Annotated in this window: 22 protein-coding genes and 4 pseudogenes; 13 read left to right on the top strand and 13 right to left on the bottom strand. The window is 65.4% G+C overall.

Features of this window, described 5'->3' with window-relative positions:
* Positions 1-63: 63 nt before the first annotated feature.
* From GCU53_RS25060 to GCU53_RS25045, 3 genes and pseudogenes are all read right to left on the bottom strand, one after another.
* Positions 64-363, bottom strand: a complete 300-nt coding sequence (locus GCU53_RS25060; protein ID WP_089169988.1) for a HigA family addiction module antitoxin — start codon at positions 361-363, stop codon at positions 64-66.
* 33 nt (positions 364-396) lie between these two features.
* Positions 397-677: pseudogene (locus GCU53_RS25055) on the bottom strand (type II toxin-antitoxin system RelE/ParE family toxin).
* A 92-nt stretch (positions 678-769) separates the two neighbouring features.
* Positions 770-1,815, bottom strand: a pseudogene (locus GCU53_RS25045) (alcohol dehydrogenase catalytic domain-containing protein).
* Positions 1,816-2,481: 666 nt separating this feature from the next.
* On the opposite strand from GCU53_RS25045, the gene GCU53_RS25040 reads away from it, so the two are divergent.
* The 4 genes from GCU53_RS25040 (at position 2,482) to GCU53_RS25025 (ending at position 7,767) form a co-directional block, all read left to right on the top strand.
* A complete protein-coding gene (locus tag GCU53_RS25040; protein ID WP_040107340.1) occupies positions 2,482-3,192 on the top strand; it encodes a gluconate 2-dehydrogenase subunit 3 family protein in 711 nt (236 codons plus the stop codon).
* A 2-nt stretch (positions 3,193-3,194) separates the two neighbouring features.
* Positions 3,195-4,970, top strand: a complete 1,776-nt coding sequence (locus tag GCU53_RS25035) for a GMC family oxidoreductase (protein WP_040107339.1) — start codon at positions 3,195-3,197, stop codon at positions 4,968-4,970.
* 11 nt (positions 4,971-4,981) lie between these two features.
* Positions 4,982-6,328, top strand: coding sequence for a cytochrome c (locus GCU53_RS25030; protein ID WP_152390242.1), 1,347 nt, complete (start codon positions 4,982-4,984; stop codon positions 6,326-6,328).
* A 164-nt stretch (positions 6,329-6,492) separates the two neighbouring features.
* Positions 6,493-7,767 (top strand): OprD family porin, encoded by a 1,275-nt coding sequence (locus GCU53_RS25025; protein WP_152390241.1) that lies wholly within the window; start codon positions 6,493-6,495, stop codon positions 7,765-7,767.
* A gap of 89 nt (positions 7,768-7,856) precedes the next feature.
* On the opposite strand, the gene GCU53_RS25020 is transcribed toward GCU53_RS25025, so the two are convergent.
* On the bottom strand, positions 7,857-8,465 hold the full coding sequence (locus GCU53_RS25020) for a cupin domain-containing protein (protein ID WP_152390240.1): 609 nt from the start codon (positions 8,463-8,465) through the stop codon (positions 7,857-7,859).
* Positions 8,466-8,691: 226 nt separating this feature from the next.
* On the opposite strand from GCU53_RS25020, the gene GCU53_RS25015 reads away from it, so the two are divergent.
* Complete coding sequence (locus tag GCU53_RS25015; RefSeq protein WP_244307268.1) at positions 8,692-9,744, top strand: IS630 family transposase; 1,053 nt, start codon at positions 8,692-8,694, stop codon at positions 9,742-9,744.
* A 488-nt stretch (positions 9,745-10,232) separates the two neighbouring features.
* Here the strand turns inward: GCU53_RS25015 and GCU53_RS25005 are convergent, their stop codons facing one another.
* The 3 genes and pseudogenes from GCU53_RS25005 to GCU53_RS26385 form a co-directional block, all read right to left on the bottom strand.
* Positions 10,233-10,637 carry a type II toxin-antitoxin system HicB family antitoxin gene (locus GCU53_RS25005; protein ID WP_040107336.1) on the bottom strand — a complete coding sequence of 135 codons (405 nt, stop codon included), beginning with the start codon at positions 10,635-10,637 and terminating at the stop codon, positions 10,233-10,235.
* A 31-nt stretch (positions 10,638-10,668) separates the two neighbouring features.
* Entirely contained in the window at positions 10,669-10,857 is a 189-nt protein-coding gene (locus GCU53_RS25000; RefSeq protein WP_152390291.1) for a type II toxin-antitoxin system HicA family toxin, read from the bottom strand.
* A gap of 113 nt (positions 10,858-10,970) precedes the next feature.
* Positions 10,971-11,367, bottom strand: a pseudogene (locus tag GCU53_RS26385) (IS4 family transposase); the annotation flags it as partial.
* Positions 11,368-11,904: 537 nt separating this feature from the next.
* On the opposite strand from GCU53_RS26385, the gene GCU53_RS24990 reads away from it, so the two are divergent.
* The 3 genes from GCU53_RS24990 to GCU53_RS24980 all read left to right on the top strand — a co-directional run bounded on the left by GCU53_RS24990 (position 11,905) and on the right by GCU53_RS24980 (position 13,773).
* Entirely contained in the window at positions 11,905-12,936 is a 1,032-nt protein-coding gene (locus GCU53_RS24990; RefSeq protein WP_167520133.1) for an IS110 family RNA-guided transposase, read from the top strand.
* A gap of 379 nt (positions 12,937-13,315) precedes the next feature.
* Positions 13,316-13,639 (top strand): IS66-like element accessory protein TnpA, encoded by a 324-nt coding sequence (gene tnpA, locus GCU53_RS24985; protein WP_152390238.1) that lies wholly within the window; start codon positions 13,316-13,318, stop codon positions 13,637-13,639.
* Complete coding sequence (locus GCU53_RS24980; RefSeq protein ID WP_233094030.1) at positions 13,636-13,773, top strand: hypothetical protein; 138 nt, start codon at positions 13,636-13,638, stop codon at positions 13,771-13,773. The genes tnpA and GCU53_RS24980 overlap by 4 nt, the downstream gene beginning before the upstream one ends.
* Positions 13,774-13,808: 35 nt before the next feature.
* Here GCU53_RS24980 and GCU53_RS24975 read toward each other — a convergent pair whose 3' ends face one another.
* The gene (locus tag GCU53_RS24975; protein ID WP_091014019.1) at positions 13,809-14,744 is read right to left on the bottom strand and encodes a LysR family transcriptional regulator; all 936 of its coding nucleotides are present in this window, start codon (positions 14,742-14,744) and stop codon (positions 13,809-13,811) included.
* Between the two features lie 98 nt (positions 14,745-14,842).
* Between GCU53_RS24975 and GCU53_RS24970 the strand changes: the two genes are divergently transcribed.
* The 5 genes and pseudogenes from GCU53_RS24970 to GCU53_RS26835 form a co-directional block, all read left to right on the top strand.
* A complete protein-coding gene (locus GCU53_RS24970; protein WP_152390237.1) occupies positions 14,843-15,556 on the top strand; it encodes a type 1 glutamine amidotransferase domain-containing protein in 714 nt (237 codons plus the stop codon).
* Between the two features lie 87 nt (positions 15,557-15,643).
* Positions 15,644-16,438, top strand: a complete 795-nt coding sequence (locus GCU53_RS24965) for an SDR family NAD(P)-dependent oxidoreductase (RefSeq protein ID WP_152390236.1) — start codon at positions 15,644-15,646, stop codon at positions 16,436-16,438.
* Positions 16,439-16,451: 13 nt separating this feature from the next.
* Positions 16,452-16,745, top strand: coding sequence for a putative quinol monooxygenase (locus GCU53_RS24960; protein WP_152390235.1), 294 nt, complete (start codon positions 16,452-16,454; stop codon positions 16,743-16,745).
* Between the two features lie 36 nt (positions 16,746-16,781).
* Positions 16,782-17,996, top strand: a complete 1,215-nt coding sequence (locus GCU53_RS24955) for an L-dopachrome tautomerase-related protein (protein WP_152390234.1) — start codon at positions 16,782-16,784, stop codon at positions 17,994-17,996.
* 29 nt (positions 17,997-18,025) lie between these two features.
* A pseudogene (locus tag GCU53_RS26835) lies at positions 18,026-18,270 on the top strand (oxidoreductase); the annotation flags it as partial.
* A gap of 186 nt (positions 18,271-18,456) precedes the next feature.
* Here the strand turns inward: GCU53_RS26835 and GCU53_RS24940 are convergent.
* The 5 genes from GCU53_RS24940 to GCU53_RS24920 form a co-directional block, all read right to left on the bottom strand.
* Positions 18,457-19,557 (bottom strand): alkene reductase, encoded by a 1,101-nt coding sequence (locus tag GCU53_RS24940; protein WP_152390233.1) that lies wholly within the window; start codon positions 19,555-19,557, stop codon positions 18,457-18,459.
* Positions 19,558-19,614: 57 nt separating this feature from the next.
* Positions 19,615-20,670 carry an aldo/keto reductase gene (locus GCU53_RS24935; protein WP_152390232.1) on the bottom strand — a complete coding sequence of 352 codons (1,056 nt, stop codon included), beginning with the start codon at positions 20,668-20,670 and terminating at the stop codon, positions 19,615-19,617.
* Positions 20,671-20,755: 85 nt separating this feature from the next.
* Positions 20,756-21,376 (bottom strand): cysteine hydrolase family protein, encoded by a 621-nt coding sequence (locus GCU53_RS24930; protein WP_152390231.1) that lies wholly within the window; start codon positions 21,374-21,376, stop codon positions 20,756-20,758.
* A gap of 79 nt (positions 21,377-21,455) precedes the next feature.
* On the bottom strand, positions 21,456-22,043 hold the full coding sequence (locus GCU53_RS24925; protein ID WP_244307266.1) for a cysteine hydrolase family protein: 588 nt from the start codon (positions 22,041-22,043) through the stop codon (positions 21,456-21,458).
* 63 nt (positions 22,044-22,106) lie between these two features.
* Entirely contained in the window at positions 22,107-22,931 is an 825-nt protein-coding gene (locus GCU53_RS24920) for an alpha/beta fold hydrolase (RefSeq protein ID WP_152390230.1), read from the bottom strand.
* Between the last annotated feature and the right edge of the window lie 143 nt (positions 22,932-23,074).

The raw sequence follows: 23,074 nt of genomic DNA, 5'->3' as shown, positions 1-23,074 counted from the left end.
GTGTAGGGCGCTGTCCGTTAGAAGCAGAAGCGGATGGCGTTCCTGTCACTCCGTTGCCAGTTTTCAGGCGGCATGCCTGGGGATTCCGTCGTAGTCTACTGCCCGACGGGCCTCCTCCAGATCGTAGGCATTCTGCAAAGCCAGCCAGTAGCCTTCACTAGTACCGAAGAAGCGTGATAGGCGCAGATCGGTGTCTGCCGTGATTGAGCGGGAACCACGCACAATCTCGCCAATACGATTGGCCGGAACCCCGATGGCTGTCGCCACCGCGTTCTTGGTCAGCCCCAGCGGCTCGATGAAATCCTCCATCAGGATCTCGCCCGGATGAATGTTCGGCAACAGTTCGCCGGTTGCCTCGGCCATCAAATCTTCACGGACCCTCATGCTCCACCTCACTTAGTGGTAATCCACTATTTCAACGTCGTGTGCATTACCATCGACCCAGCGGAAGCAGATCCGCCATTGATCGTTGATGCGAATGCTGTGCTGCCCCTCACGATCCTCGTGCAACGCTTCCAGCCGATTTCCTGGCGGTATCCGCAGGTCATCAGAACCTTGGCGGCACCGAGCTGGCGAAGCTTGCGTAGAGCAGCCCTCTGCATGTCTTGCGGCAGCTTCCGGGCCGCCAGCCCATTCGCTATCACTTCCGTCTGCTTGTCCTTGTAGCTTTTGATCATCACGCAGGCTTGCTCAAGTTTGAGTAGAATATAACGCGATACGTCATATGACGCAATGCGTCATTATAATCGGCGCGGGCGGCGGCAGCGGCTCAAGCCAGCTCTTCCCCTGCCAGGGATAGGGAGGCTCCCGACTGATAAGGTGCAACCGGCGCTGATTGCTGGCACTCAAGCCAAGAGCCTGGGTGCAGCTGGGCAGTGGGCGTTTCCTTCCGGTGCACTGGGGCACCTTCAACCTGGCGATGCCCTCTGGTCCCAGCCGGCAGATGTGGTGCTGGCGCAAGCCTCGGAGGGGCTGGCGATGCGGCAGCTGGGCGAACCTGTCGAGCCGTCCCGGGTCGAGGTAGTAGAGCCGTGGTGACGTGGGGTGATCGGGGCGACTGGCAGGACGCTACGAAGCAGGATGCCGGGCTTCTGGTGCTTTCCGGGACCAAACAGCTAGGCTCCGCCGGCACCAGCTCGCCGGCCGGCGCGTAGAGGATCGACGCATCCAGCGGCTCGGGCGGCAGCTGGTCCGAGCCGACGGCCCAGAGCGTGCCGAGCGAGCGGGCGAAGTCCTGCCCGGCCGGCTGAAAGCGTACGCCGCGCGGCCCTGCCAGCGCGCCACCTGCATGACGATGTGCGCCGCGGCGCCGAAGCCGTAGAGGCCCAGGCGCCGGACCGGGCCGGCCTTGACCAGCGAGCGCCGGCCGATCAGTCCAGCGCAGAGCAGCGGCGCCAGGGCCACGTCGTCGCCGTCCTCGTCCAGGCCGAAGGCGAAGCGGGCGTTGGCCACCCCCCCGTTCGGCGTAGCCGCCGGGACGAGTGTAACCGGTGAACTGCGGCGCGTCGCAGAGGTTTTCCGCGTCGTGCCGGCAGTACCAGCACTGGCCGCAGGTGTGCCCCAGCCAGGGGATGCCGACCCGCTGGCCGAGCGCGAAACCCTCGACGCTCGGCCCAACGGCGTCCACCCGGCCGACGATCTCGTGGCCGGGGATGACACGCACCGCCGGCAGTTCGCCGTCGACCACGTGCAAGTCGGTACGGCACACCCCGCAGGCGGCGCCCGCACGCGCAGCTCGCCCGGCCCCAGCTGCGGATCGGGCAGCTCACGCAGTATCAGAGGTTGACCGAGCGCTTCGAGCAGCATGGCGCGCATCGGCGATCACCTCCCTTCTCTTCGTTCTCATCAGCATAAGGGGACGGGCAGGCCACACGGCAGCTTTGCAGACGATCACTACCCGAAGGCTGTATTCCGAGCATTTTTTAAAGACAGCGCTGTCTTAGCTGTGTAGGGCGACACGTCCGCCGATTTATGCGCGGCATGCCGATCTTGGCAAATTTGTTGCTTGGTAAATCGATTTATTGTTCAATGAAATCGGTTTCAATCCTGGACGAAGCCTCCGCTGCCAGAAAGAAGAGGCTCAGATCCATGCACGATCATCGCCTGTTCGTCTGCGGCTAGAGCGCTTTTGGCGACGCGGCATCCGCCACGGCCCGCTGCGGATGCTGTACGGCCCACTTGGAAAATCCGTTTTCGCCCCGGCTATCGGCACGCTCGCGGCGAGAACCGCGCAGTAGCGCTGCGGCGTGCCGTGGGCGAGCTAGCCGACGGGGCCTCCGGGCCAATCCGTTCCTTCCAGAACGAGCGTCGCGCGGCGGAGCTCCAAGGATCTCTATCGGAAACAGTGCGCACGCGGTCAGCGGGCCGCGCCGCGCCGTTTCCTGGCTGAAACCTTTCGTCATGCAGGGATGCGCAACGAGTTCGTTCAACTTGACCAGTCCAGACCGCGACTGGGATTTACCGCGAGCAATGAGGTGTCCCATGCCCGACGACAAGGCCTTCAATGGCCGACGCGACTTCCTGCGTAAAACCCTGGCCGTGATTCCGGCGATCACCGTGGCCGGCTATGGCGTAGCGACGACGGCCGCCAGCCAGGCCGCCCCCACCCTGCAGAACCCTTACCGGCCGCGCTTCTTCACCGCCGCCGAGTGGGCCTTCGTCAACGCCGCAGTGGCCCGCTTGATTCCCAGCGATGCCAACGGCCCCGGCGCAGTCGAGGCCGGCGTGCCGGAGTTCATCGACCGCCAGCTGGAAACCGCCTACGGCCACGGCAACCTCTGGTACATGCAGGCGCCCTTCTCCGCTGACGCCGCGCCGGAGTTCGGCCACCAGTTGAAGCTGGTGCCGCGTGACATCTACCGCATCGGCATCGCCGCGCTGGATCGCTGGTGCCAGAGCCAGCACGGCAAGGTCTTCGCCGAGCTGGAGCCGGCCGGCCAGGACGATCTGCTGCGCCAGCTGGAAGGCGGTCACCTCGACCTGCAGGATCTGCCGTCCACCCTGCTGTTCAGCCAGCTCTGGCAGAACACCCGCGAGGGCTTCTTCGCCGACCCGATCCACGGCGGCAACCGCGGCCTGGTCGGCTGGAAGCTGGTGGGCTTCCCCGGCGCCCGCGCCGACTTCATGGACTGGGTGGACCGTGGCGAGAAGTATCCCTTCCCGCCGGTTTCGATTTCCGGAGAGAGGGGCTGAACATGGCGACGACACTCAAACCCGTGAACGCCGTGGTGGTCGGCTTCGGCTGGGCCGGCTCGATCCTCGCCAAGGAGCTGACCGAGGCGGGCCTGCAGGTGGTCGCCCTGGAGCGCGGCCCGCACCAGGACACCTATCCCGATGGCGCCTACCCCAACACCCTCGACGAGCTGACCTACAACAGCCGCGGCAAGCTGTTCCAGGACCTGTCGAAGAGCACCGTGAGCATCCGCCACGGAGTCAACGACACCGCGCTGCCCTATCGCCAGCTCTCCGCCTTCCTGCCCGGCAACGGCGTCGGCGGCGCCGGCCTGCACTGGTCCGGCGTGCACTTTCGCATCATGCCGGAGGAGCTGCGCCTGCGCAGTCACTACGAGGAGCGCTACGGCAAGGGCTTCATCCCCGAAGGCATGACCATCCAGGACTACGGCGTCAGCTATGAGGAACTGGAGCCGCACTTCGACTTCGCCGAGAAGGTCTTCGGCACTTCCGGCACCGCCTACAAGGTCAAGGGCCAGGTGGTCGGCGATGGCAATCCCTTCGCCCCGGACCGCTCCGACCACTTCCCGCTGCCCGCGCTGAAGGACGTCTACTCCGCCCAGCTGTTCCGCAAGGCGGCCGAGGAAGTCGGCATGCGCCCCTACGCCATGCCCGCGGCCAACGCCTCGGGTCCCTGGACCAACCCCTACGGCGTGCAGATGGGCCCGTGCAACTTCTGCGGCTTCTGCAGCGGCTATGCCTGCTATATGTATTCCAAGGCCTCCCCGAACCTGAACATCCTGCCGGCGCTGAAGCAGAGCGAACTGTTCGAGCTGCGCGTCAACAGCAACGTGCTTCGGGTCAACCTGGACAGCGACGGCAAGCGCGCCACCGGCGTCACCTACGTCGACGCCCAGGGCCGCGAGATCGTCCAGCCGGCCGATCTGGTGATCGTCAGCGCCTTCCAGTTCCACAACGTGCACCTGATGCTGCTATCCGGGATCGGTAAGCCGTACGACCCGCGCACCGGCGAAGGCGTGGTGGGCAAGAACTTCGCCTACCAGAACATGGCCACCATCAAGGCCTTCTTCGACCGCGATGTGCATACCAACCCCTTCATCGGCACCGGTGGCGGCGGCGTGGCGGTGGACGACTTCAACGCCGACAACTTCGACCACGGCCCGCTAGGCTTCGTCGGTGGTTCGCCGTTCTGGGTCAACCAGGCCGGCAGCAAGCCGATCCGCGGCCTGAGCCTGCCGCCCGGCGCGCCGAGCTGGGGCAGCGGCTGGAAGCAGGCGGCGAAGGACGCCTATACCCACACCCTGTCGATGGACGCCCACGGTAGCAACATGAGCTACCGCGACAACTACCTGGACCTCGACCCCACCTACAAGGACGCCTACGGCCAGCCGCTGCTGCGCATGACCTTCGACTGGAAGGAAAACGAGTACAAGATGACGCGCTACGTCACCGAGCAGATGCGCAAGATTGCCGAGGCGATGAATCCCAAGGCCATCGCCGTCCACGTCAAGAACTTCGGCGACCACTTCAACACCCGCGTCTACCAGACCACCCACCTGCTCGGCGGCGCGATCATGGGCAGCGACCCGAAGACCAGCGCCGTCAACCGCTATCTGCAGAGCTGGGACGTGCACAACGTCTTCGTCATCGGCGCCTCGGCGTTCCCCCAGGGCACCGGCTACAACCCCACCGGCCTAGTGGCGGCGCTGGCCTACTGGTCGGCCAAGGCGATCCGCGAGCAGTACCTGAAGAACCCCGGCCCGCTGGTCCAGGCGTGAGGAGCGCGACGATGAAACTGACCCCATACCTGTTCGGCCTGTCGGCCCTGTTCGCGCTCGGTGCCGCGGCCGCCGAGACGGCCGACCCGGAACTGCTGAAGAAAGGCGAGTACCTGGCCCGCGCCGGCGACTGCGTGGCCTGCCACACCGCCAAGGGCGGCCAGCCGTTCGCCGGCGGCCTGCCGATGGAGACGCCGATCGGCATTCTGTATTCCACCAACATCACTCCGGACTGGGAGAGCGGCATCGGCGCCTACAGCTTCGAGGACTTCGACCTGGCGGTACGCCACGGCATCGCCAAGCAGGGCTATACCCTCTATCCGGCCATGCCCTATCCGTCCTACGCGCGGGTCACCGAGCCGGACATGCGCGCGCTCTACGCCTACTTCATGCAGGGCGTCGCACCGGTTCGGCAGGCCAACAAAGACAGCGCTATCCCATGGCCGCTGTCGATGCGCCTGCCGCTGACCTTCTGGCGTTGGGCCTTCGCGCCCGCGGTGAAGGACTTCGTGCCGGCCGGGGGCCAAGGCGCGGCGCCTGCCAAGGGCCAGGACCCGCTGCTGGAGCGTGGCGCCTACCTGGTCGACGGGCTCGGCCACTGCGGCGCCTGCCACACTCCGCGCGGCATCGGTATGCAGGAGAAGGCCCTGAGCGCCAGCGACGGCCCGGACTTCCTGGCCGGCAGCGCGCCCTTGGAGGGCTGGATCGCCAAGAGTCTGCGCGGCGACCATCGGACCGGCATCGGCAGCTGGAGCGAGGCCGAGCTGGTGCAGTTCCTGCGCACCGGGCGCACCAACCGCACGGCGGTGTTCGGTGGCATGTCCGAAGTGGTGGTGCACAGCATGCAATACATGACCGATGCGGACCTCACCGCCATCGCCCGCTACCTGAAGTCGCTGCCGGCGAGCAATCCCGGCGAACCGGCGTACGCCTACGACGACAAGGTGAGCAAGGCGCTGTATCACGGCGACGACAGCAAGACCGGCGCGGCGCTCTACGTCGACAACTGCGCAGCCTGCCACCGCACCGACGGCCAGGGCTACGTCCGGGTGTTCCCGGCGCTGGCCGGCAACCCGGTGGTCAACGGCGACGACGCCACCTCGCTGATCCACATCGTGCTCAAGGGCGACACCCTGCCGGCCACCCATCAAGCGCCCTCGACCTTCACCATGCCGCCGTTCAGCTGGCGGCTCAACGACCAGCAGGTCGCCGACGTAGTGAACTTCATCCGCACCAGTTGGGGTAACCAGGCGCCGCCGGTGAGCGCCGAGCAGGTCAGGTATCTGCGCGAGGAGCTCGACGTGCCGGCCTTGGGGCAGATCCCCGATCCCCATACGGCGCTAGCGCCGCAGCACTGAGGCGGCTTCCGGGCGTCCGGCCGGGCGCCCGGAGCGCTTCGCGCTCGACCACGGCTCCGGCAGCAACTGTCGGGCCTTTCCCTGCCGCACGACATATCCGCCACCGCGGAGGGGATCGCTCGAGCTTTTTTTCGTCATCGAACCCGCACTGGAACATCACGATAATGCTGAAGAACAGGAATGACTCCTCGCGCTCCGGCCTCCTCGCTTCCGCACTGCCCTTGGTTATCGCGGGCTTGCTTCCCGGCGAGCCCGTCCAGGCCGACTTCCTGGAAGATGGCCAGGGCACCCTGACCCTGCGCAACTTCTACATCCACCGCAACTTCGTCGACGACGGCGCCACCCGCAGCAAGGCCGAGGAATGGACCCAGAGCTTCATCCTCGACCTGCAGTCCGGCTACACCGAAGGCCCCGTCGGCTTCGGCCTCGACGTGCTCGGCCTCTGGTCGGTCAAGCTCGACGGCGGCAAGGGCACCGGCGGCACCCAGTTGCTCCCCGTCGGCAAGGACGGCACGCCGGCCGACCAGTTCGGCCGCCTGGCGGTGGCCGGCAAGCTGCGCTTCTCGAAGACCGAGGTGAAGGCCGGCGAGTGGTCGCCGGCGCTGCCGATCCTGCGTTCCGACGACGGCCGCTCGCTGCCGCAGACCTTCCAGGGCGGCATGCTCACCTCGAAGGAGATCAAGAACCTGACGGTCTACGGCGGGCGCTTTCGCGGCAACAGCCCGCGCGACGACAGCAGCCTCAATGACCTGAGCTGGGTCGGCAATTCCACGGTCACCTCCGACCGCTTCAGCTTCGCCGGCGCCGAATACGCCTTCAACGACAACCGCACGCTGGTCGGCGCCTGGTTCGGCCAGCTGGAGGACATCTACAAGCAGCGCTACTTCCAGCTCACCCACACCCAGCCGCTCGGCAAGGACTGGAGCCTCGGCGCCAACCTCGGCTACTTCGACGGCGAGGAAGACGGCAGCGCCCAGGCCGGCGAGCTGGACAACAAGATGCTCTCCGGGCTGTTCTCGCTGAAGACCGGCGCACACGTCTTCTACCTCGGCCTGCAGCGGGTCACCGGCGACGACAAGTGGCTGCGGGTCAACGGCACCAGCGGCGGCAGCGCCGCCAACGACACCTACAACGGCAGCTTCGACAACGCCCGCGAACGCTCCTGGCAGCTGCGCTACGACTACGACTTCGCCGCCCTGGGCATTCCCGGGCTGAGCCTGATGACCCGCTACCTCAAGGGCACCAACGTGCACATCGGCAACATCGACGACGGCGAGGAGTGGAACCGCGAAACCCAGCTGAGCTATGTGGTGCAGAGCGGCCCGCTGAAGGCCCTGAGCCTGCGCTGGCGGAACTCGACGGTGCGCCGCGACTGGGGCGCCAACAACAAGTTCGACGATAACCGACTGATCGTCAGCTATCCGCTCTCGCTGTTCTGAGATCGCGAAACAAGAGCTCTGCCTGCAGGCTCGGGCAAGTACCCGTCACCGGAAGAGTGGCGACTGCCAAGCACCTGTGTTGTATCGCCTCAAGCCTGCTGCCAGAGGTGTGTCAGCGGACCGTTTCTGCCGACGACCGGATCGCTGTCCGGAAATGGCAGCTGGCGGATTTGTTGCAGGACCGCCGGCGAAGGCGCCTTGCGGCAGTTGTCCACCCGCTGATCCGGCGGGTAGCCACCGACGACCAGGAAATCGTCGGTCGAGGCGAGCTCGCAGTGCCCGGTGCCGGCAGGCAAGAGCACGACATCCCCGGCACTGACCTGCACAGTACGGCCTTCAGGACCGCCGAGCATCAGCTGCGCCGAGCCACTGGCGATGCCCAGTACCTCATGGGCGGTCGAATGGTAATGGTGATAGGCGTAGAGGCCAGCGCGCCAGCGCGGCGGCCAGCCTGTCCGCTCGAATAGCGCTTCGAAGTCCGCCGCCAGATCGCTACTGTTCGCGGCGAATACGCCACGGTACACCAGCACTGGCAGACGATCGTTGTTGGGGATCCAGTCATTGCGCGATAGCAGCAAGGTCTCGGGGGGCGTGCCGCCTGCGGGGCTGGTGGCGGCCGCGAACAGCGCTTGGCCGGGAATCATCAGGCCAAGACCGGAAAGCATTCGATTGAAATGTCGACGGGATAGGAAGGCCATGGGATTGCCTGCTTTTGATGAAAACGGTTTCAAAAAAACATAGACTCCAATGTCCGAAAAACAAACCAATGGAGCCATAGTTTCTGCTTGCCTGCGTTTAATGAGAAGCGGAGTCGAACCGCGTTCGAGGTCTTAGCCGAGCTTCGGCACCGGCGCGTTCTGCGCGATCAGCCGGCATCTTCTTATTAAGGTGGCCCTTAAATAGACGTCTAGTTAGACTTCAGGCATGGAAAAGATCGACGCCCGCAAACTGACCGCAGACGGTCGCAAGCTGCTTCGCCAGATCGTGATTCGCCTGCGCCAGCAGTCCGGCATGAAAGTCGAGGAACTGGCCTCGGTCACCGGTGTGCATCCGACCACCATCAAGACTTGGCTGACCCGTGCCAAACGCGAGGGCGCGCAAGCCCTGGAGGAAAAGCGTCGGGGGCGCCCGGTGGGCGCCTGCCGCAAGCTGACGCCGGCCGACGAGCAGTGGCTGCGCGAGCAAATCGTCGAGCAAACCCCACAGCAGCTGCAATTGCCGTTTGCCCTGTGGACGCGCCCGGCCATCAAGGCGCTGGCCAGGGAACGCCTCGGGATCGAGCTGCAGGACCGGTTGATCGGCAAATACCTCAAGCGCTGGGGGTTCACGCCTCAGCGTCCCGTGAAGCGGGCGCAGGAGCAGCGGCCGGAGGACATCGAGCGCTGGCTGGAGCAGACCTACCCCCAGGTCAAGGCGCGCCCCGACGCCGAAGGGGCGGTGATTCACTGGGGGGACGAAACCGCGGTCAAGGAGGATGCGAACTGGATACGCGGCTACGCCCCCAGGGGCCAGACGCCGGTGCTGGCGACGCCCACTCGTTGGCACAAGCTGTCGATGATCTCCGCGATTTCGCCCCGTGGTGAGGTGGCCTTCCAAATCGTCGAAGGCAGCATCAACGCGCTGCGCTTCATTGACTTCCTGGGCCGCCTTGTGGAGGGGGCAGCGCAGAAGATCTTCCTGGTGGTCGATAACCTGCGCGTCCACCATGCCAAGGTGGTCAGCGAGTGGCTCAGTGACAAGCAGGACAAAATCGAACTGGTGTTCCTACCGCCCTATGCGCCCGAGTCCAATCCCGACGAGTACCTGAACCGGGATTTCAAGACGGCGCTGCGCAGTGGCCCGGTCAGCCATGACAAGGCGCCTGCTGGACAAGGCGATGGCTTTCATGAGCACACTCGGCACCTTGCCCGACAAGGTCATGGCCTATTTCCGGCATCCTGCAGCACGCTATGTCATAGCGTGAATTTAAGGGCCTGATTAATAACCTTGTGATGCTTCGCAAATAGCGCCACGAGAAGTCAGGAAAACATGCGGAACTGTGCAGCCCGGGCCCGGCAAAGCCAACCTGCGTCCCGCTATCCCTTCGCAATATCCCTCAACCCGGCCCGTAGCCACTCTCTTTCCTGCTCGGCGTGCCGCACCAGCACCCTCCGCTGATACATGCTCAGGCGTCTCGTGCGCTCAGATGGCGATAGCTCGTCCCAGCCAGAAAACAGGCCATTGTCGTCGACGGCATCCAGGCTGGCCTCAAGATCCTGCCGCCTCGAATCATCCCCCCGGCCGCAGCAGAAACACCACAAGACAGCATGCCAGCACCACGACCACAGCAACGATCTCCATAACCATCGGCGCCCTCCTTGGCGTCTCGTTTTCTCGAAGGTAGCAGGCGCTCGGCACTATGGAATGGCGATGCGCTCAAAGTGCAGTCTGGTTCACCCTCACTCCCTCGCTGGCGAGCTTTCCCTTCAAGCGTGCTGCAACACCCGCAGCGCCGCCTCAGCCAGAAATCCAGAACGGCTCTTCTGCTCCGGATGGGCCTTCACGTAGGCATCGATCCGCGCCAGCAGGTGCTCCGGCAGCGTGGCGTTGAAGCGCACTGCCTTCCCCAGATAGGGCATCACATCGAAGTCGACCAGCGCCCACACGCCGCCGGCATAGTCCGGGTTCGCCGCGTGCACATCGATCTCCTGCGGCTGCGGCAGCGGCTCGCCATCGGCCAGCAGCCCCTCGAAATGCAACTCCAGCGCCTCACGGACATTCTCCAGCGCTTCGGTCATCGTCTCGCCGGCCGAGAAGCAGCCTGGCACGTCCGGTACGGTCACGCCGTAGTCGCTGCTCTGCTCTTTGTGGATGACGACGGGATATTTCATGTGCGCCCCCTCTTGGGTGGTGTAATCGGCCTCACTTGAGGCCGGCTTGTTTCAGGATGCTCTGCCAGGTGCCTTTCGGCAGATCCGATTTCGGGTGCGGGTGCGGAACCGTCACCCTCCCCGGCTTGGTCGGATGCTTGAACTGGTGGTGACTACCTTTCACCGCCACTTCGTACCAACCATCCGCCTCCAGCAGCTCGATCACTTCCCGACTTCGCATCATCGCCTCCTCGCGCTGCATGGTGTGCATTATACACACCTGCGCACAACGAGCACACACCATACACACCAAAGCACAGCCAACCACCGTGCGGGGCTTAAATGGCACCCCTTTCAAGGTCTTTTGCTTTTCGAGGCTTTGATTGAGGCGGTCGGTGGAGACATGGGCGCAAGCCGTCGCGGCATCGACCCAAGCCTTGGGCTTATCCACCTTGGGGCCGCGCTTGTTGGTGGCCACCTGGCTAGGCTTGATATGTCGTGCCAATTCCAACAGGCGCTGTGCCAGTGTGTTGGCCGAATCGTCGGCCCAGGCGGGCCAGTGCTCCACCGGCAGCACGATGAGCATCCCCTCGTAACGGCTTCTGACCTGGACCGCCAGGTGGTAGGGGGAGGCCTCCCAGCCCTCGGGAAGCTGTTCGCGATGCGCCTGTTCCACGCTGCGCTTGAGCACCGCCAGGAGGTTGTAGGCCAGCACCGCCACGGCAAACCCCAGCAGCGCCGCCCGGGCTGAAGGCCTGGGAGCAACTGGGCAGCGGGCGTTTCCTGCCGGTGCACTGGGGCACCTTCAACCTGGCGATGCACTCATGGTCCCAGCCAGCGGATGTGCTGCTGGCGCACGCCTCGGAGGGGCTGGTGATGCCACAGCTGGGCGAGCCGGCCCGGATCGAGGCGGTGGAGCCGTGGTGGCATGGGGGGACCGAGGGCGACTGGCAAGACGCTGCGCCGCAGGAGACCGGGCGTAACCGTCCGAGCATCCCATCTGGCGTGACTCCGCGGGGCTAAGAGATGGTGTCCACCTATTTATCGTGGACACCATTTCAAGGCTTTCAAGCGGGGAATCATGCAGCGACGCTCTTATTCCAAGGCCTTCAAGGCGCAGGTCGTGCAGGAGTGCAGCCTGCCCGGCAACTCGGTTGCCAGCGTGGCCCTGAGCCACGGCATCAATACCGTAACCAATGGGATGGACTCCTCCTCATCCCACTCGGCGCCGATGCGCCAAGATGGCAGGTGTGAGTCGCCAGCCATCTTCAGGTTGAGGAGAAGCCCAATGAACATTACCCGGGTCGGTGTCGATATCGCCAAGTCAGTGTTCCATGTGCATGGCGTGGACCGCCATGACCAGGTCCATTGGCAGGGTAAATACTCCCGCGAGACGTGGCTGGAAGCCCTATCGAAGCGGGTCCCCACCGAGGCTGAAATCGGCATGGAAGCCTGTGCGTCCTCGCATCACTGGGCCCGGGAACTCCAGCAGCGTGGCTATCGCGTCAGGCTCGTTGCCGCTCATTTCGTGAAGCCCTACGTGAAGAGCAACAAGAACGATCGAGTCGATGCCGAGGCGATCTGCGAAGCGATGAGCCGCCCCAGCATGCGCTTCGTGGCGGTCAAGACCGCCACCCAGCAGGATATCCAGGCCGCGCATCGTATCCGCGAGGAACTGGTTGGGCAGCGTACCGCGAAGGCCAACCAGATCCGTGGCCTGGTCGGCGAGTACGGCCTCGTCGCCCCAACCGGCGTCCAGCGGCTGCGATGTGCTTTGCCACGCTGGCTGGAGGATGCCGAAAACGGCTTGTCCGAGGCTTTCCGTGCGCTACTCGCTGGGCTGGCCGAGGATCTCCGCTACCTGGAGGACCGCATCGCCATCCTCGACGAGCGTATTGCCAGGAGCGTCAAGGACGATCCGGTGGCCCAGCGGCTGCTGGCCTTGCGGGGCATCGGGCCGCTCACCGCCAGTGCCCTGTCCGGCGCACTGGGCGATGGCCGGGCCTTCCGCCGAGGGCGTGATTTCGCGGCATCCCTGGGGCTGACGCCAAGGCAGCACAGCACTGGAGGGCGAGACCGACTGCTGGGCATCAGCAAACGCGGCGACAGCTATGTACGTAAGCTGTTGGTCCACGGCGCCCGGGCGGTACTACGCCATGCAGCCGCCAAAAACGATGCGCTCAGCCAGTGGCTGAACGCCCTGGCGGCACGCAAGCACATCAATGTCGCCATTGTCGCCCTGGCGAACAAGACAGCACGGGTGGCCTGGGCGGTAACGCGACACGAGACGACCTACGATCCTATCTTGGCGGCCGGGTAAGCGAAGATCGGTATCGTGCCGCCGAGAGAGCCCCCGAGAGCAAGGAGGTCACCACCACGATTGCAGGGCATGCTGTGAGATGGCGAACAGGTCGAACCGACGTCGGGACACCCCTTGCCGGACGTGGAGCATAAGAGCTCGTGTAAGCGAATGGGAACCGACGCGCGAATAGCCCATCAGAGTCCGATGCCTATCTGAAACGGCATCCTCATTGAGACCGGATACACGTAGGCAGTCGTACCTGCGCCACCATCGAACATCGTGCTTGCAAACGAGGAGGAGTCCATACACGTCTGGCCAAGTCGTCTGGCTTGAACCCGCCAAGCTAAGAGAGGGTGTCCACCTATTCATCGTGGACACCTTTTCAAGCGGGGAAATCATGCAGCGTCGTTCCTATTCCACGGCCTTCAAGGCTCAAGTCGTGCAGGAGTGTGGCCAGCCCGGCGCCTCCGTCGCCAGCGAGGCATTGAGCCACGGCATCAACACCACTGTTGTCCATCAATGGATACGCACGGCACGCAGCCAGGTTGAGACCCTGCCGGCGTTCATCCCGCTTGCACTGGATGCGCCTGTGCGGGCCGGATATGCCTCCCGCGCGGACATTCGCATCGATATCCCCCATCGGCGCACAACCTTGACCGTTCCCTGGCCTGCGGGCGATGCAGAGGGGTATGCCCGGTTCGTGCGCGAGATAGTGCAATGACCCGTGTTGATGCCATCTGGCTCGCCAGCGAACCGCTGGACATGCGGGCCGGTACGGAAACGGCGCTGGCCAGGGTGGTGGCCGTCTTTGGTGCGGCGAAGCCGCACAACGCCTACCTGTTCGCCAAGGCGTGAAATGGACTCATAGCGAGTCTTCCCGCAGGGGCTACCTATGAAAACATGCTTCCAGCACTATCCTCATCCGAAATCGCATTCGTCGTCAGCAGGTCGATCAAGGCCCGAGTCGCAGCGGATTGGCGACGATGTGGCGCATACACCACGGAGAAGGGGCGCGTACGTCCGCGTAGCTGCGGCAGCAGTTCCACCAGGCGACCGCGCTCCATCCGCTCGCGGACGATGAAGTCGTAGCTCTGGCAAATGCCGAGGCTCTGTTCGGCCAGCGAAACCACGCCCAGCACATCGTCCGAAATCTCGATGGACGAACTGGGCAGCCAGTCGATGTCCCGCTCGCCATCGCGGAATACCCAGGGGGCGAGGCGGCCGGTCCGCGGCATCACGAATGGCAGGCACACGTGCTGCCGCAATTCCTCCAGCGTCTGCGGCGTGCCGGCTCGCCGGACGTATTCGGGCGATGCGATCAGGAGCAGTGCCGCATCCTCCAACTTGCGCGCCACCAGACCGCTGTCGGGCAGATGACCGAGGCGGATGGCGAGATCGAAGCCTTCCGCAACCAGGTCAACATTGCGGTTGGTGATGTTCAGCTCCACTTGGACGCGCGGGTATTGCCGGGCGAAGCGCGCCAGCAACGGCGGCAGACGGTAGTGCCCGTAGGTGGTCGGCACGCTCAACCGCACGCGTCCGGCCAGCTCGCCCTCCTGGCCCTGCACCTCGCGCTCGGCATCGTCGAGCAGGGTGAAGGCCGAACGCGCCTGTTCCAGGTACAGCCGCCCGGCCTCGGTCAGGCCAAGGCGGCGCGTGGTCCGTTGCAGCAATTGCCGCCCCAGGCGCGTTTCCAGGCGCGTGATGGCCCGGCTCAATACAGAGGGCGTGGTCGAGAGCGCCACGGCGCCGGCGGTGAAAGAGCCGTGTTCGACCACGGCAATGAAGGCTTCCACGTCCCCCAGGTAATCGAATTTCCGGCCCATCTTGTCCTCAAAAGAACAGAAATTTTTCTGCTCTGGCAGTTTATCGCCTGAAAAGTGCCGAATAAAGTAGCCACACTCCTCTCCACAGGGTTACTGCCATGAGCCAGACCTCCACTCATCACCCCGCGAAGCCCGTGCTGTTCGTGTTGACAAGCCACGGCACCAAGGGCAGCACCGGTCAGCCGACCGGCTATTATCTCGGGGAAGTCACCCACCCCCTGGCTGTACTGCAAGCCGCCGGCATCCCGGTCGAGTTCGCCTCGATCCAGGGCGGCGAACCGCCGGTCGACGGCCTGAACCTGGACGACACAATCAACGCACGCTACTGGAGCGACAGCGCCTTCCGCGACGCCATCCGCCACACCCAGCGCTTGGGCGAGGTCAATCCGTCGAAGTACTCGGCCATCTTCTTCGCCGGCGGCCACGGTGCGATGTGGGACTTCCCCGACAGCCCCGACGTAGCGCGGGTGACCCGTGAGATCTACGAAGCCGGCGGCGTGGTCGGGGCGGTGTGCCACGGCCCCGCGGCCTTGGTCAACGTCACCCTGAGCAACGGCGCCTACCTGGTGGCCGGCAAGAACCTCAGTGCCTTCACAGACGATGAGGAACGCGCGGTCAAGCTCGACCAGGTCGTACCCTTCCTGCTCACCAGCACCCTGACCCAGCGCGGCGCGCAGCACCACCCGGCCGCGGACTGGACGGCCAAAGTCGTCGTCGATGGCCGCCTGGTCACCGGCCAGAACCCGCAATCGGCCTCCGGCGTCGGCGCGGCGATCCGCGACCTGCTGCTCGGCCAGCCGGCGCAGGCCTGATCCGGCACCAAAGCCCCTGACCTGAAGCAACGCCACGACAGCGCCCGCACCGCGGGCGCTTGGGCAAACACATCCCGAGGAAATCCCATGGACCTGCAACTGAACGGCAAAACCGCCATCGTCACCGGCGCCACCGCCGGCATCGGCCTGGCCATTGCCCGCACTCTGGCCAGCGAAGGCGCAGCAGTCACCATTACCGGACGCAGCCGCGACAAGCTGGATGCCGCCGTGGCGGAAATCGCCGCGGCCGCCCCCGGCAGCCGCATCACCGCTATCGTGTCCGACCAGAGCAACGCCCAGGGCGCGGCCCAACTGATCGCAGCGCAGCCGGACACCGACATCCTCATCAACAACCTCGGCTATTACGAGGCCAAGCCCTTCGTCGAAATCAGCGACGAAGACTGGCTGCGCATGCTCGACGTCAACGTGATGTCGGGCGTGCGCCTGTCGCGCCACTACTTCCCGCGCATGCTGGAGAAGAACTGGGGCCGGGTGATCTTCGTCTCCAGCGAAGTCGGCGCGTTCACGCCGCCGGACATGGTGCATTACGGCGTCAGCAAGTCGGCGCAGCTGGCCGTCTCGCGCGGCATGGCCGAGCTGACCAAGGGCAGCGGCGTCACCGTCAACAGCGTGCTGCCGGCCGCCACCCGCTCCGAGGGCATCGTCGAGTACCTGCGCCAGACGGCGCCGCGCCCGGGCATGAGCGATGCGGAAATCGAGTCGCACTTCTTCCAGACCTACCGCCCCAGTTCGCTGATCGCCCGGATGATCGAGGCCGACGAGATCGCGGCGATGGTCGCGCTGCTGGCCAGCCCGCTCGGCGCCGCCTCCAACGGTGCGGCGGTGCGCGTCGAAGGCGGCACCTTCCGCTCCATCCTCTGATCCGGAGAACGCCATGTCGTCGCCTCTCGTCGTCGTTGCGCTCGTGCAGGCCAAGCCCGGCCACGAAACCGCCCTAGTCAAGGCCCAGGCGGAACTGGTCGCCATCGCCCGCGTACAGCCCGGCTGCCTCAGCTACGAACTGCATGAATCGATCAGCGAGCCGGGCAAGGTCGTGTTCTTCGAACGCTGGCGCGACCGCGTCTCCTGGGAGCGCCACATGCAAAGCCCGCACATGGACGCCTTCCGCGCCAACGCGGGGCATTTGATCGGCACCTTCAAACTGCTGCACCTGCACCAGGTGGCCTGAGCGCGCGCCCCTTCATCCATCACATCGGACACCATCATGTTCAATCGCAGCCATCGATTCGCCGCCCTCGCGCTGGCGACCCTCGTCACCCTGTCGAACAGCGCAAGCGCCGCGGACACCCTGCCGCTGCAACGCTGGCGCAGCTATGCCGGCGTGAGCTGGGATACACCGAACAACGGCGCGGACCCGGCGCCGTTCGCCGCATCGGTGAACGCGCCGATCGCCGGCCTGCACTTCGACGCCCAGGGCACGGCCTACGTGAGCACGCCGCGCCTGGTCTCCGCTGGTGCGCCGGCGACGCTGAGCATCCTCGACACCAGCGCCAAGACCGGCCCGGCGCGACTGACCGCGTTCCCGTCCACGCAGGGCAACGCCGTGACGGCCGCGCCGGAGCAGAGCCTGCGCAACGTGCTCGGCTTCCACGTGGACCGCAGGAACGGCTGGCTGTGGGCGCTGGACATGGGCGTCGTCGCCGGCGAAGCCGAGGCGCCGGCCGGTTCGCAGAAGGTGCTGGTGTTGGACCTGAAGTCCGGACGCACGGTCAAGCGCATCGCGCTGGACGGCGTGGCCGACCGCAAGGGCAGCTTCCTCAACGACATCGTCGTCGATGAGCGCCGCTGCGTGGCCTACATCTCCGACAGCGGTTCGCGCAGCGCCCCGAACAACCGGGTGGGCCTGATCGTGGCGGATTTCGCTTCGGGCAAGACCCGGCGCGTGCTGGATCGGCATCCGAGCCTGCAGGTCGAACCCGGCGTGAAAGTCGTTTCCCACGGCGCCGAGGTGTGGCCGGGCAAACCTCTGCTGATCGGCATCAACGGCATCGGCCTGTCGCCGGACGGCAGCACCCTGTACTGGACAGTGACGACCGGAACGCGCGCCCATTCGTTGCCGACCGCGATCCTGCGCAAGGCCGATGCCAGCGACGCGCAGATCGCCGAAGCCGTGCAGGATCTCGGTGCCGTGGGCGGCAATACTGACGGCATCGTCACCGACGCCCAGGGCGGGCTCTACATCACCGACGTCACCCGCAACGGCATCGTCAAGTACGAACCGCGCACCAAGACGATGTCGCTGATCGCCTCAGACGAGGGCGTGCACTGGCCGGATACGCCCGCGTTTCTGCCCGATGGCGACCTGGTCTTCACCTCCAGCAGCCTGAGCCAGCACTTCGCAGGATCGGTCAAGCGCGGCGAGGAGCGTTACGAGTTGTGGCGCCTGTCGTTGAGCGGCCATCCGGCGAAGACCCCCTGACGGCTATTGAACAGGAACCTGTGCATCCCATGAGCATCTTGTTCGAGCCCTACGACCTCGGCCCCTTGCGCCTGCGTAATCGCATCGTGATGGCGCCGATGACCCGTGTGCGCAATCCGGACGGCATTCCGAATGCACTGAATGTCCTCTACCACAGCCAGCGCGCCAGTGCCGGGCTCATTGTCACCGCGGGCACGCCGATCTCCCGCAGGCGGAGGGCTTTGTGTTCATCCCCGGCCTCTATACCCCGGCGCAGGTCGCCGGCTGGCAGGGGTAAGCGGTACAACTGTGACCTCAACGCCAGCTACAACATCGCGGTCCCCTATTGGGCCTGGAAACTCAAGCTGACCCGCCGTAAGGATGGGCAGTTGCCGGAGGACAGAAGCTCCCTTGGCAAACCGGGAATGCCGGTCACATCAATGCGCAGCATGATGAGGGGAGCATTCACAGGTAACCGAGTTCAACCAGCCCAAGCCGGATAATCGGTATAGCCTTCGGTGCCACCGCCGTAGAAGGTCGCCTGATCCGCCTCGGCAAGGGGCGCACCCTGGGCGAAGCGCTGCACCAAGTCGGGGTTGGCGATATAGGGCCTGCCGAAGGCCACTGCGTCAGCCAGTCCAGTTTGCAGTAGGGCTTCCGCACGGGCCGCAGTGTAGCCGCCGCAGACCACGATGGCGCCAGGGAAGCGGGCGCGGACGGCTTCGCGAAAGCCCTCGGGGTAGCCCGGCACGCCCATCCATTCGGCCTCGTGCAGGTGCAGGTAGGCGAGGCCGCGCCGGCCCAACTGCTCGGCCAGATACAGCGCCATCGGTCCGGCTTCGGCGTCCTCGATGTCGTTGTAGGGCATCCAGGGCGACAGTCGGATGCCGACCCGTTCGGCGCCCACCGCGGCGACCACCGCATCGACGACCTCCAGCACCAGGCGCGCGCGACTCTCGCGGGAGCCGCCATAGGCGTCGTCGCGCCGGTTGGTGGCAGTGGCTAAAAATTGGTGCAGCAGGTAGCCGTTGGCGGCGTGGATCTCCACCAGGTCGAAGCCGGCGGCGATGGCGTTGCGGGCGCCCTGGGCGTAGTCGGCGACGATGCCGGGGAGTTCCTCGCCGCGCAGGGCGCGCGGCTCGTCGCATGGCGGATGGGCGGGCGTGCCGTCGGCCTGGATGATGAAGGTCTGCATGTTGGCGCGGATCGCCGAGGGCGCTACCGGCTGACCGCCGCCGGGCTGCAACGAGGCGTGGGAGATGCGCCCCACGTGCCAGAGCTGCAGCGCGATGTGCCCGCCCTGGCGGTGCACCGCGTCGGTCACCCGGCGCCAGCCGTCGATCTGCGCGCCCGAGTAGATGCCCGGGGTCAGTGCATAGCCCTGGCCCTGGCAGGAGATCTGCGCCGCCTCGGTGACGATCAGCCCGGCGCCGGCGCGCTGCGCGTAGTACTCGGCGTTGAGGGCGGTCGGCACGTCGCCCGGCTGGGCAGCCCGGGAGCGCGTCAGCGGCGCCATGACGACGCGGTTGCGCAGGGTCAGCGTGCCGAGGCGGAGGGGGGACAGCAGCTTGTCGATGGCCATGCTTGCTCCTTGTCGAGGTCGACGGATGTTTCGATAAGTGATGGAGGCGCAGGTTGCTCAGGCGACGGGAATGGTCGACATCCGGAAGTCCGGGTGGCCGCCCAGGACGGCCGGGAGCTGCCCGGCGATCTGCTCGTGGGGCGTTCCTGGCGCGACGGCGCTGGCAGCCTCCAGGCGGGCGAGCTGTTCCGCGCTCGGGGCGAGCTGCAGCGCGCCGAGGGTCGCGTCGAGCTGCTCGCGGGTGCGCGGCCCGAGGATGGGAATCAGGCTGGTGCTCGAGCGGGCCGCCCGCTCGCGCAGCCAGGCGATGGCCACCTGGGTCGGCGAGGCTTCCAGTTCCGTGGCCACCGCCTGCAGGGCATCGAGGATCGCCGTCTCGTGCGGCGAGCTCTCGGTACGCACCAGGGTGCCGAGGCCGCTCAGGCGGCCTTCCGTCGTGCCCGCGCGGTACTTGCCGGTCAGCAGCCCGCCGCCGAGCGGCGACCAGAGCGCCGCGCCCAGGCCCAGCGCCTCGGCCATCGGCAGCAGTTCGCGTTCGGCCGTGCGCTCGGCCAGGCTGTACTCGAACTGGATGCCGGCCAGCGGCGCCCAGCCGCGCAGCTCGGCCAACAGGTCCGCGCGGGCGATGCGCCAGGCGGGAAAGTTGGACAGGCCGGCGTGGAGGATCTTGCCGGCGCGCAGCAGATCGTCGAAGGCGCGGAGGATTTCCTCGAGCGGCGTCACGCCGTCGGCGGTGTGCGCCCAGTAGAGGTCGAGGTAGTCGGTGCCGAGCCGCTTCAGGCTGTCCTCCAGCGAGCGCACCATGTTCTTGCGGCCGTTGCCGGTGCGCGAGACCCCGGCGTCGGGCGAGGCGCCCAGGCCGTACTTGCTGGCGACGACGAAGCGCTCGCGGTCGCCGGCGATGAACTCGCCGAGCAGCGTCTCCGCCTGGCCGAACTGGTAGATGTCGGCGGTGTCGATGAAGTTGCCGCCGGCCTTCACGTAGCCGTCGAACACCCGCCGCGCCTCGTCGCGCTCGGTGCCGTAGCCCCAGCCCGTGCCGAAGTTGCCGGTGCCCAGCGCCAGCTCGGAAACGCGCAGGCCGGTGTTCCGGCCGAAGGTCATGTAACGCATGCAACTCTCTCCCTGATTGTCGGCACACCGGGGCGCGCCTGCATTTATATTGCGATCATAATTTTTAAAACCGGGGCGCTGAATCCTAGTGCAATGCGGCAAGAAGCTCGGAAGTGCTGACAATCGCGTGAGCGTAGGTCGGTCCGTTGATCTCATGGGCGGCGTGCATGGCTTCGGCGCTGAATGCCGCCGTGGCGTCGCGAACCAAGGTCACGTGATAGCCCAGCTCCGCCGCGAACTTGCCGGTGGACTCGATACAGGTGTTGGCCAGCATCCCAACCACCACAACCTTCTCGATGCCATGCTGCTTTAGCTGGAAATCGAGGTCGGTATTGGCGAAGCCGCTTCCGCCCCAGTGCTCATGGACCACGATATCGCCCGGTTGGGGCTGAAAGTCCGGATGCCACTCTCCACCCCAGCTGTCGACAGCGAACACCTGTGCATGACTCGCATTCAGCTGGTAGGGGCTCGGATGCTTCCAGCTCTGCAAGTCGTTGGGCCGGGCCCGGTGGTGCGGCACATAGAAAATCCGGATGCCGGCCCGGCGCATGGCGCCGACCACCGCGCACAGGTTGGCCAGAGTATCCACGGCATCGGCGACTGGCTTGGCCAAGCTGTACAGCTTCCCGCCATCACTGAGAAAGTCGTTGTAGGGGTCGACGAGCAGCAGGCCCGTATCGTCTCTGGAGTAGATGCTTGCGTTCATTCTGTGCTCCTGCAAGTCAGGGTAGGGGGGCACCAGTCCCCCCAGGGGTCGTCCTTGGCGCTCCCTATGGCCGTTGGGGTCAGGTCGCCGGATGCGATGACCCACATGTCTTCAGATAGTCGGCGGTGGACACGACCGAGGCGTAGCCGAAGGCGAGCGCGGCCATGAAGGCGGCATGCACCTGGGCCGCCGGGACTTTCACGCCATTGAACTCCAGGTCGAGCGTGGCGCAGGCGTCATGCAGCACCGTGGTCCGGTAGCCGAAGTCGACTGCCGCCCGGGTGATGCCGTCCACGCACATATGGCTCATGTTGCCGACCACCACCACTTCATCGATGCCATGGCGGTCGAGCACTGCCTTGAGGTCGGTCCCGCGAAAGGAGTTGATGTGGTGCTTCAGCACCACGTGCTCGCCCGGGCGGTTGAGCACACCACGATGGATCTGCGCACCTTCGGACCCGGGCCGGAAGAACGGCGCATCGTCGCTGGGGAATTCGTGGCGTATGTGCACCACCAGGTCCCCACTTTCACGGAAGGCGTCGATCATCAGGGCCGCTTTACCGGCGGCCTTCTCGACATGGCTGAGCGTCCATCTGCCGCCGGGAAAATAGTCGTTCTGGATGTCGACGACGATCAGTGCCTTCCTGCTGGCGTTCATGCTACTCATGATCTTCTCCTGCTGCTGAGGGGCCGATGGACAAGGCTATCGGCACGAATGGAGGGCAGATATTCAACCCTGCAGGAACGCCAGCATGTCGGCGTTGAGCTTTTTCTTGTGCGTATCGGTGATGCCGTGCGGCGCACCCGGGTAGATCACCAGTCTGGCATGACTGACCAGCTTCGCTGCGGCCCGGGCGGCCGCATCCACCGGCACGATCTGGTCATCGTCGCCATGCAGGATCAGGGTCGGGATATCGATCTTCTTCAGGTCTTCGGTGAAGTCGGTTTCCGAGAAGGCCTTGATGCAGTCATAGGCATTCTTGTGCCCGGCCATCATGCCCTGCAGCCAGAACGCATCGATCACGCCTTGGGAAGGCTTGGCGCCCGGCCGGTTGTAGCCGAAGAAGGGGCCACTGGCGACATCCTTGTAGAGCTGCGAACGGTCGGCAAGAGAGGCAGCACGCATCTCGTCGAATACCGCAATGGGCAGCCCGCCAGGATTGGCCTCGGTCCTGACCATCAGCGGCGGCACGGCGGAAATCAGCCCCGCCCTGGCGACACGTCGGGTTCCATGGCGACCGACGTAGCGGGCCACTTCGCCGCCACCGGTGGAAAAGCCGAACAGCGAGGCATCCTCGACGTCCAGGGTGTCGAGGAGTTGCGCCAGGTCGTCGGCGTAGGTGTCCATCTCGTTGCCGTTCCAGGGTTGACTCGAGCGTCCGTGCCCGCGCCGGTCATGGGCGATCACGCGATAGCCGTTGGAGGCCAGGAAAAACATCTGGGATTCCCAGCTATCAGCGTTCAGTGGCCAGCCATGACTGAGGACGACCACGGGACCCGACCCCCAGTCCTTGTAATAGATCTGCGTGCCGTCGCGGGTGGTGATGGTACTCATGATCTTTCTCTCTCCATTGCGTCGTTGAGGAGCGGGAGTGGGAACGGCTGTTCCATGCCCCCCCAGAGTGCCGATTGACGATGCAGCGAATAGCGAGTCGTGGGGGATTCTTGCGGAGACTGCTGCCCAGCGGCTACGTAAAA

Origin of the sequence: Azotobacter salinestris, from assembly GCF_009363155.1 — a bacterium.
Classification (GTDB): domain Bacteria; phylum Pseudomonadota; class Gammaproteobacteria; order Pseudomonadales; family Pseudomonadaceae; genus Azotobacter; species Azotobacter salinestris.
The sequence above is the reverse complement of the archived record's forward strand: the minus strand, read 5'-3'. Positions and strand labels throughout refer to the sequence as shown.

What these genes read in the sequence shown, in the direction of transcription:
- GCU53_RS25060 (WP_089169988.1), bottom strand. Translation starts at nt 363, where the DNA reads ATGGCCGAGGCAACCGGCGAACTGTTGCCGAACATTCATCCGGGCGAG.
- GCU53_RS25040 (WP_040107340.1), top strand. Translation starts at nt 2,482, where the DNA reads ATGCCCGACGACAAGGCCTTCAATGGCCGACGCGACTTCCTGCGTAAA.
- GCU53_RS25035 (WP_040107339.1), top strand. Translation starts at nt 3,195, where the DNA reads ATGGCGACGACACTCAAACCCGTGAACGCCGTGGTGGTCGGCTTCGGC.
- GCU53_RS25030 (WP_152390242.1), top strand. Translation starts at nt 4,982, where the DNA reads ATGAAACTGACCCCATACCTGTTCGGCCTGTCGGCCCTGTTCGCGCTC.
- GCU53_RS25025 (WP_152390241.1), top strand. Translation starts at nt 6,493, where the DNA reads ATGCTGAAGAACAGGAATGACTCCTCGCGCTCCGGCCTCCTCGCTTCC.
- GCU53_RS25020 (WP_152390240.1), bottom strand. Translation starts at nt 8,465, where the DNA reads ATGGCCTTCCTATCCCGTCGACATTTCAATCGAATGCTTTCCGGTCTT.
- GCU53_RS25015 (WP_244307268.1), top strand. Translation starts at nt 8,692, where the DNA reads ATGGAAAAGATCGACGCCCGCAAACTGACCGCAGACGGTCGCAAGCTG.
- GCU53_RS25005 (WP_040107336.1), bottom strand. Translation starts at nt 10,637, where the DNA reads ATGAAATATCCCGTCGTCATCCACAAAGAGCAGAGCAGCGACTACGGC.
- GCU53_RS25000 (WP_152390291.1), bottom strand. Translation starts at nt 10,857, where the DNA reads ATGCGAAGTCGGGAAGTGATCGAGCTGCTGGAGGCGGATGGTTGGTAC.
- GCU53_RS24990 (WP_167520133.1), top strand. Translation starts at nt 11,905, where the DNA reads ATGAACATTACCCGGGTCGGTGTCGATATCGCCAAGTCAGTGTTCCAT.
- tnpA (WP_152390238.1), top strand. Translation starts at nt 13,316, where the DNA reads ATGCAGCGTCGTTCCTATTCCACGGCCTTCAAGGCTCAAGTCGTGCAG.
- GCU53_RS24980 (WP_233094030.1), top strand. Translation starts at nt 13,636, where the DNA reads ATGACCCGTGTTGATGCCATCTGGCTCGCCAGCGAACCGCTGGACATG.
- GCU53_RS24975 (WP_091014019.1), bottom strand. Translation starts at nt 14,744, where the DNA reads ATGGGCCGGAAATTCGATTACCTGGGGGACGTGGAAGCCTTCATTGCC.
- GCU53_RS24970 (WP_152390237.1), top strand. Translation starts at nt 14,843, where the DNA reads ATGAGCCAGACCTCCACTCATCACCCCGCGAAGCCCGTGCTGTTCGTG.
- GCU53_RS24965 (WP_152390236.1), top strand. Translation starts at nt 15,644, where the DNA reads ATGGACCTGCAACTGAACGGCAAAACCGCCATCGTCACCGGCGCCACC.
- GCU53_RS24960 (WP_152390235.1), top strand. Translation starts at nt 16,452, where the DNA reads ATGTCGTCGCCTCTCGTCGTCGTTGCGCTCGTGCAGGCCAAGCCCGGC.
- GCU53_RS24955 (WP_152390234.1), top strand. Translation starts at nt 16,782, where the DNA reads ATGTTCAATCGCAGCCATCGATTCGCCGCCCTCGCGCTGGCGACCCTC.
- GCU53_RS24940 (WP_152390233.1), bottom strand. Translation starts at nt 19,557, where the DNA reads ATGGCCATCGACAAGCTGCTGTCCCCCCTCCGCCTCGGCACGCTGACC.
- GCU53_RS24935 (WP_152390232.1), bottom strand. Translation starts at nt 20,670, where the DNA reads ATGCGTTACATGACCTTCGGCCGGAACACCGGCCTGCGCGTTTCCGAG.
- GCU53_RS24930 (WP_152390231.1), bottom strand. Translation starts at nt 21,376, where the DNA reads ATGAACGCAAGCATCTACTCCAGAGACGATACGGGCCTGCTGCTCGTC.
- GCU53_RS24925 (WP_244307266.1), bottom strand. Translation starts at nt 22,043, where the DNA reads ATGAGTAGCATGAACGCCAGCAGGAAGGCACTGATCGTCGTCGACATC.
- GCU53_RS24920 (WP_152390230.1), bottom strand. Translation starts at nt 22,931, where the DNA reads ATGAGTACCATCACCACCCGCGACGGCACGCAGATCTATTACAAGGAC.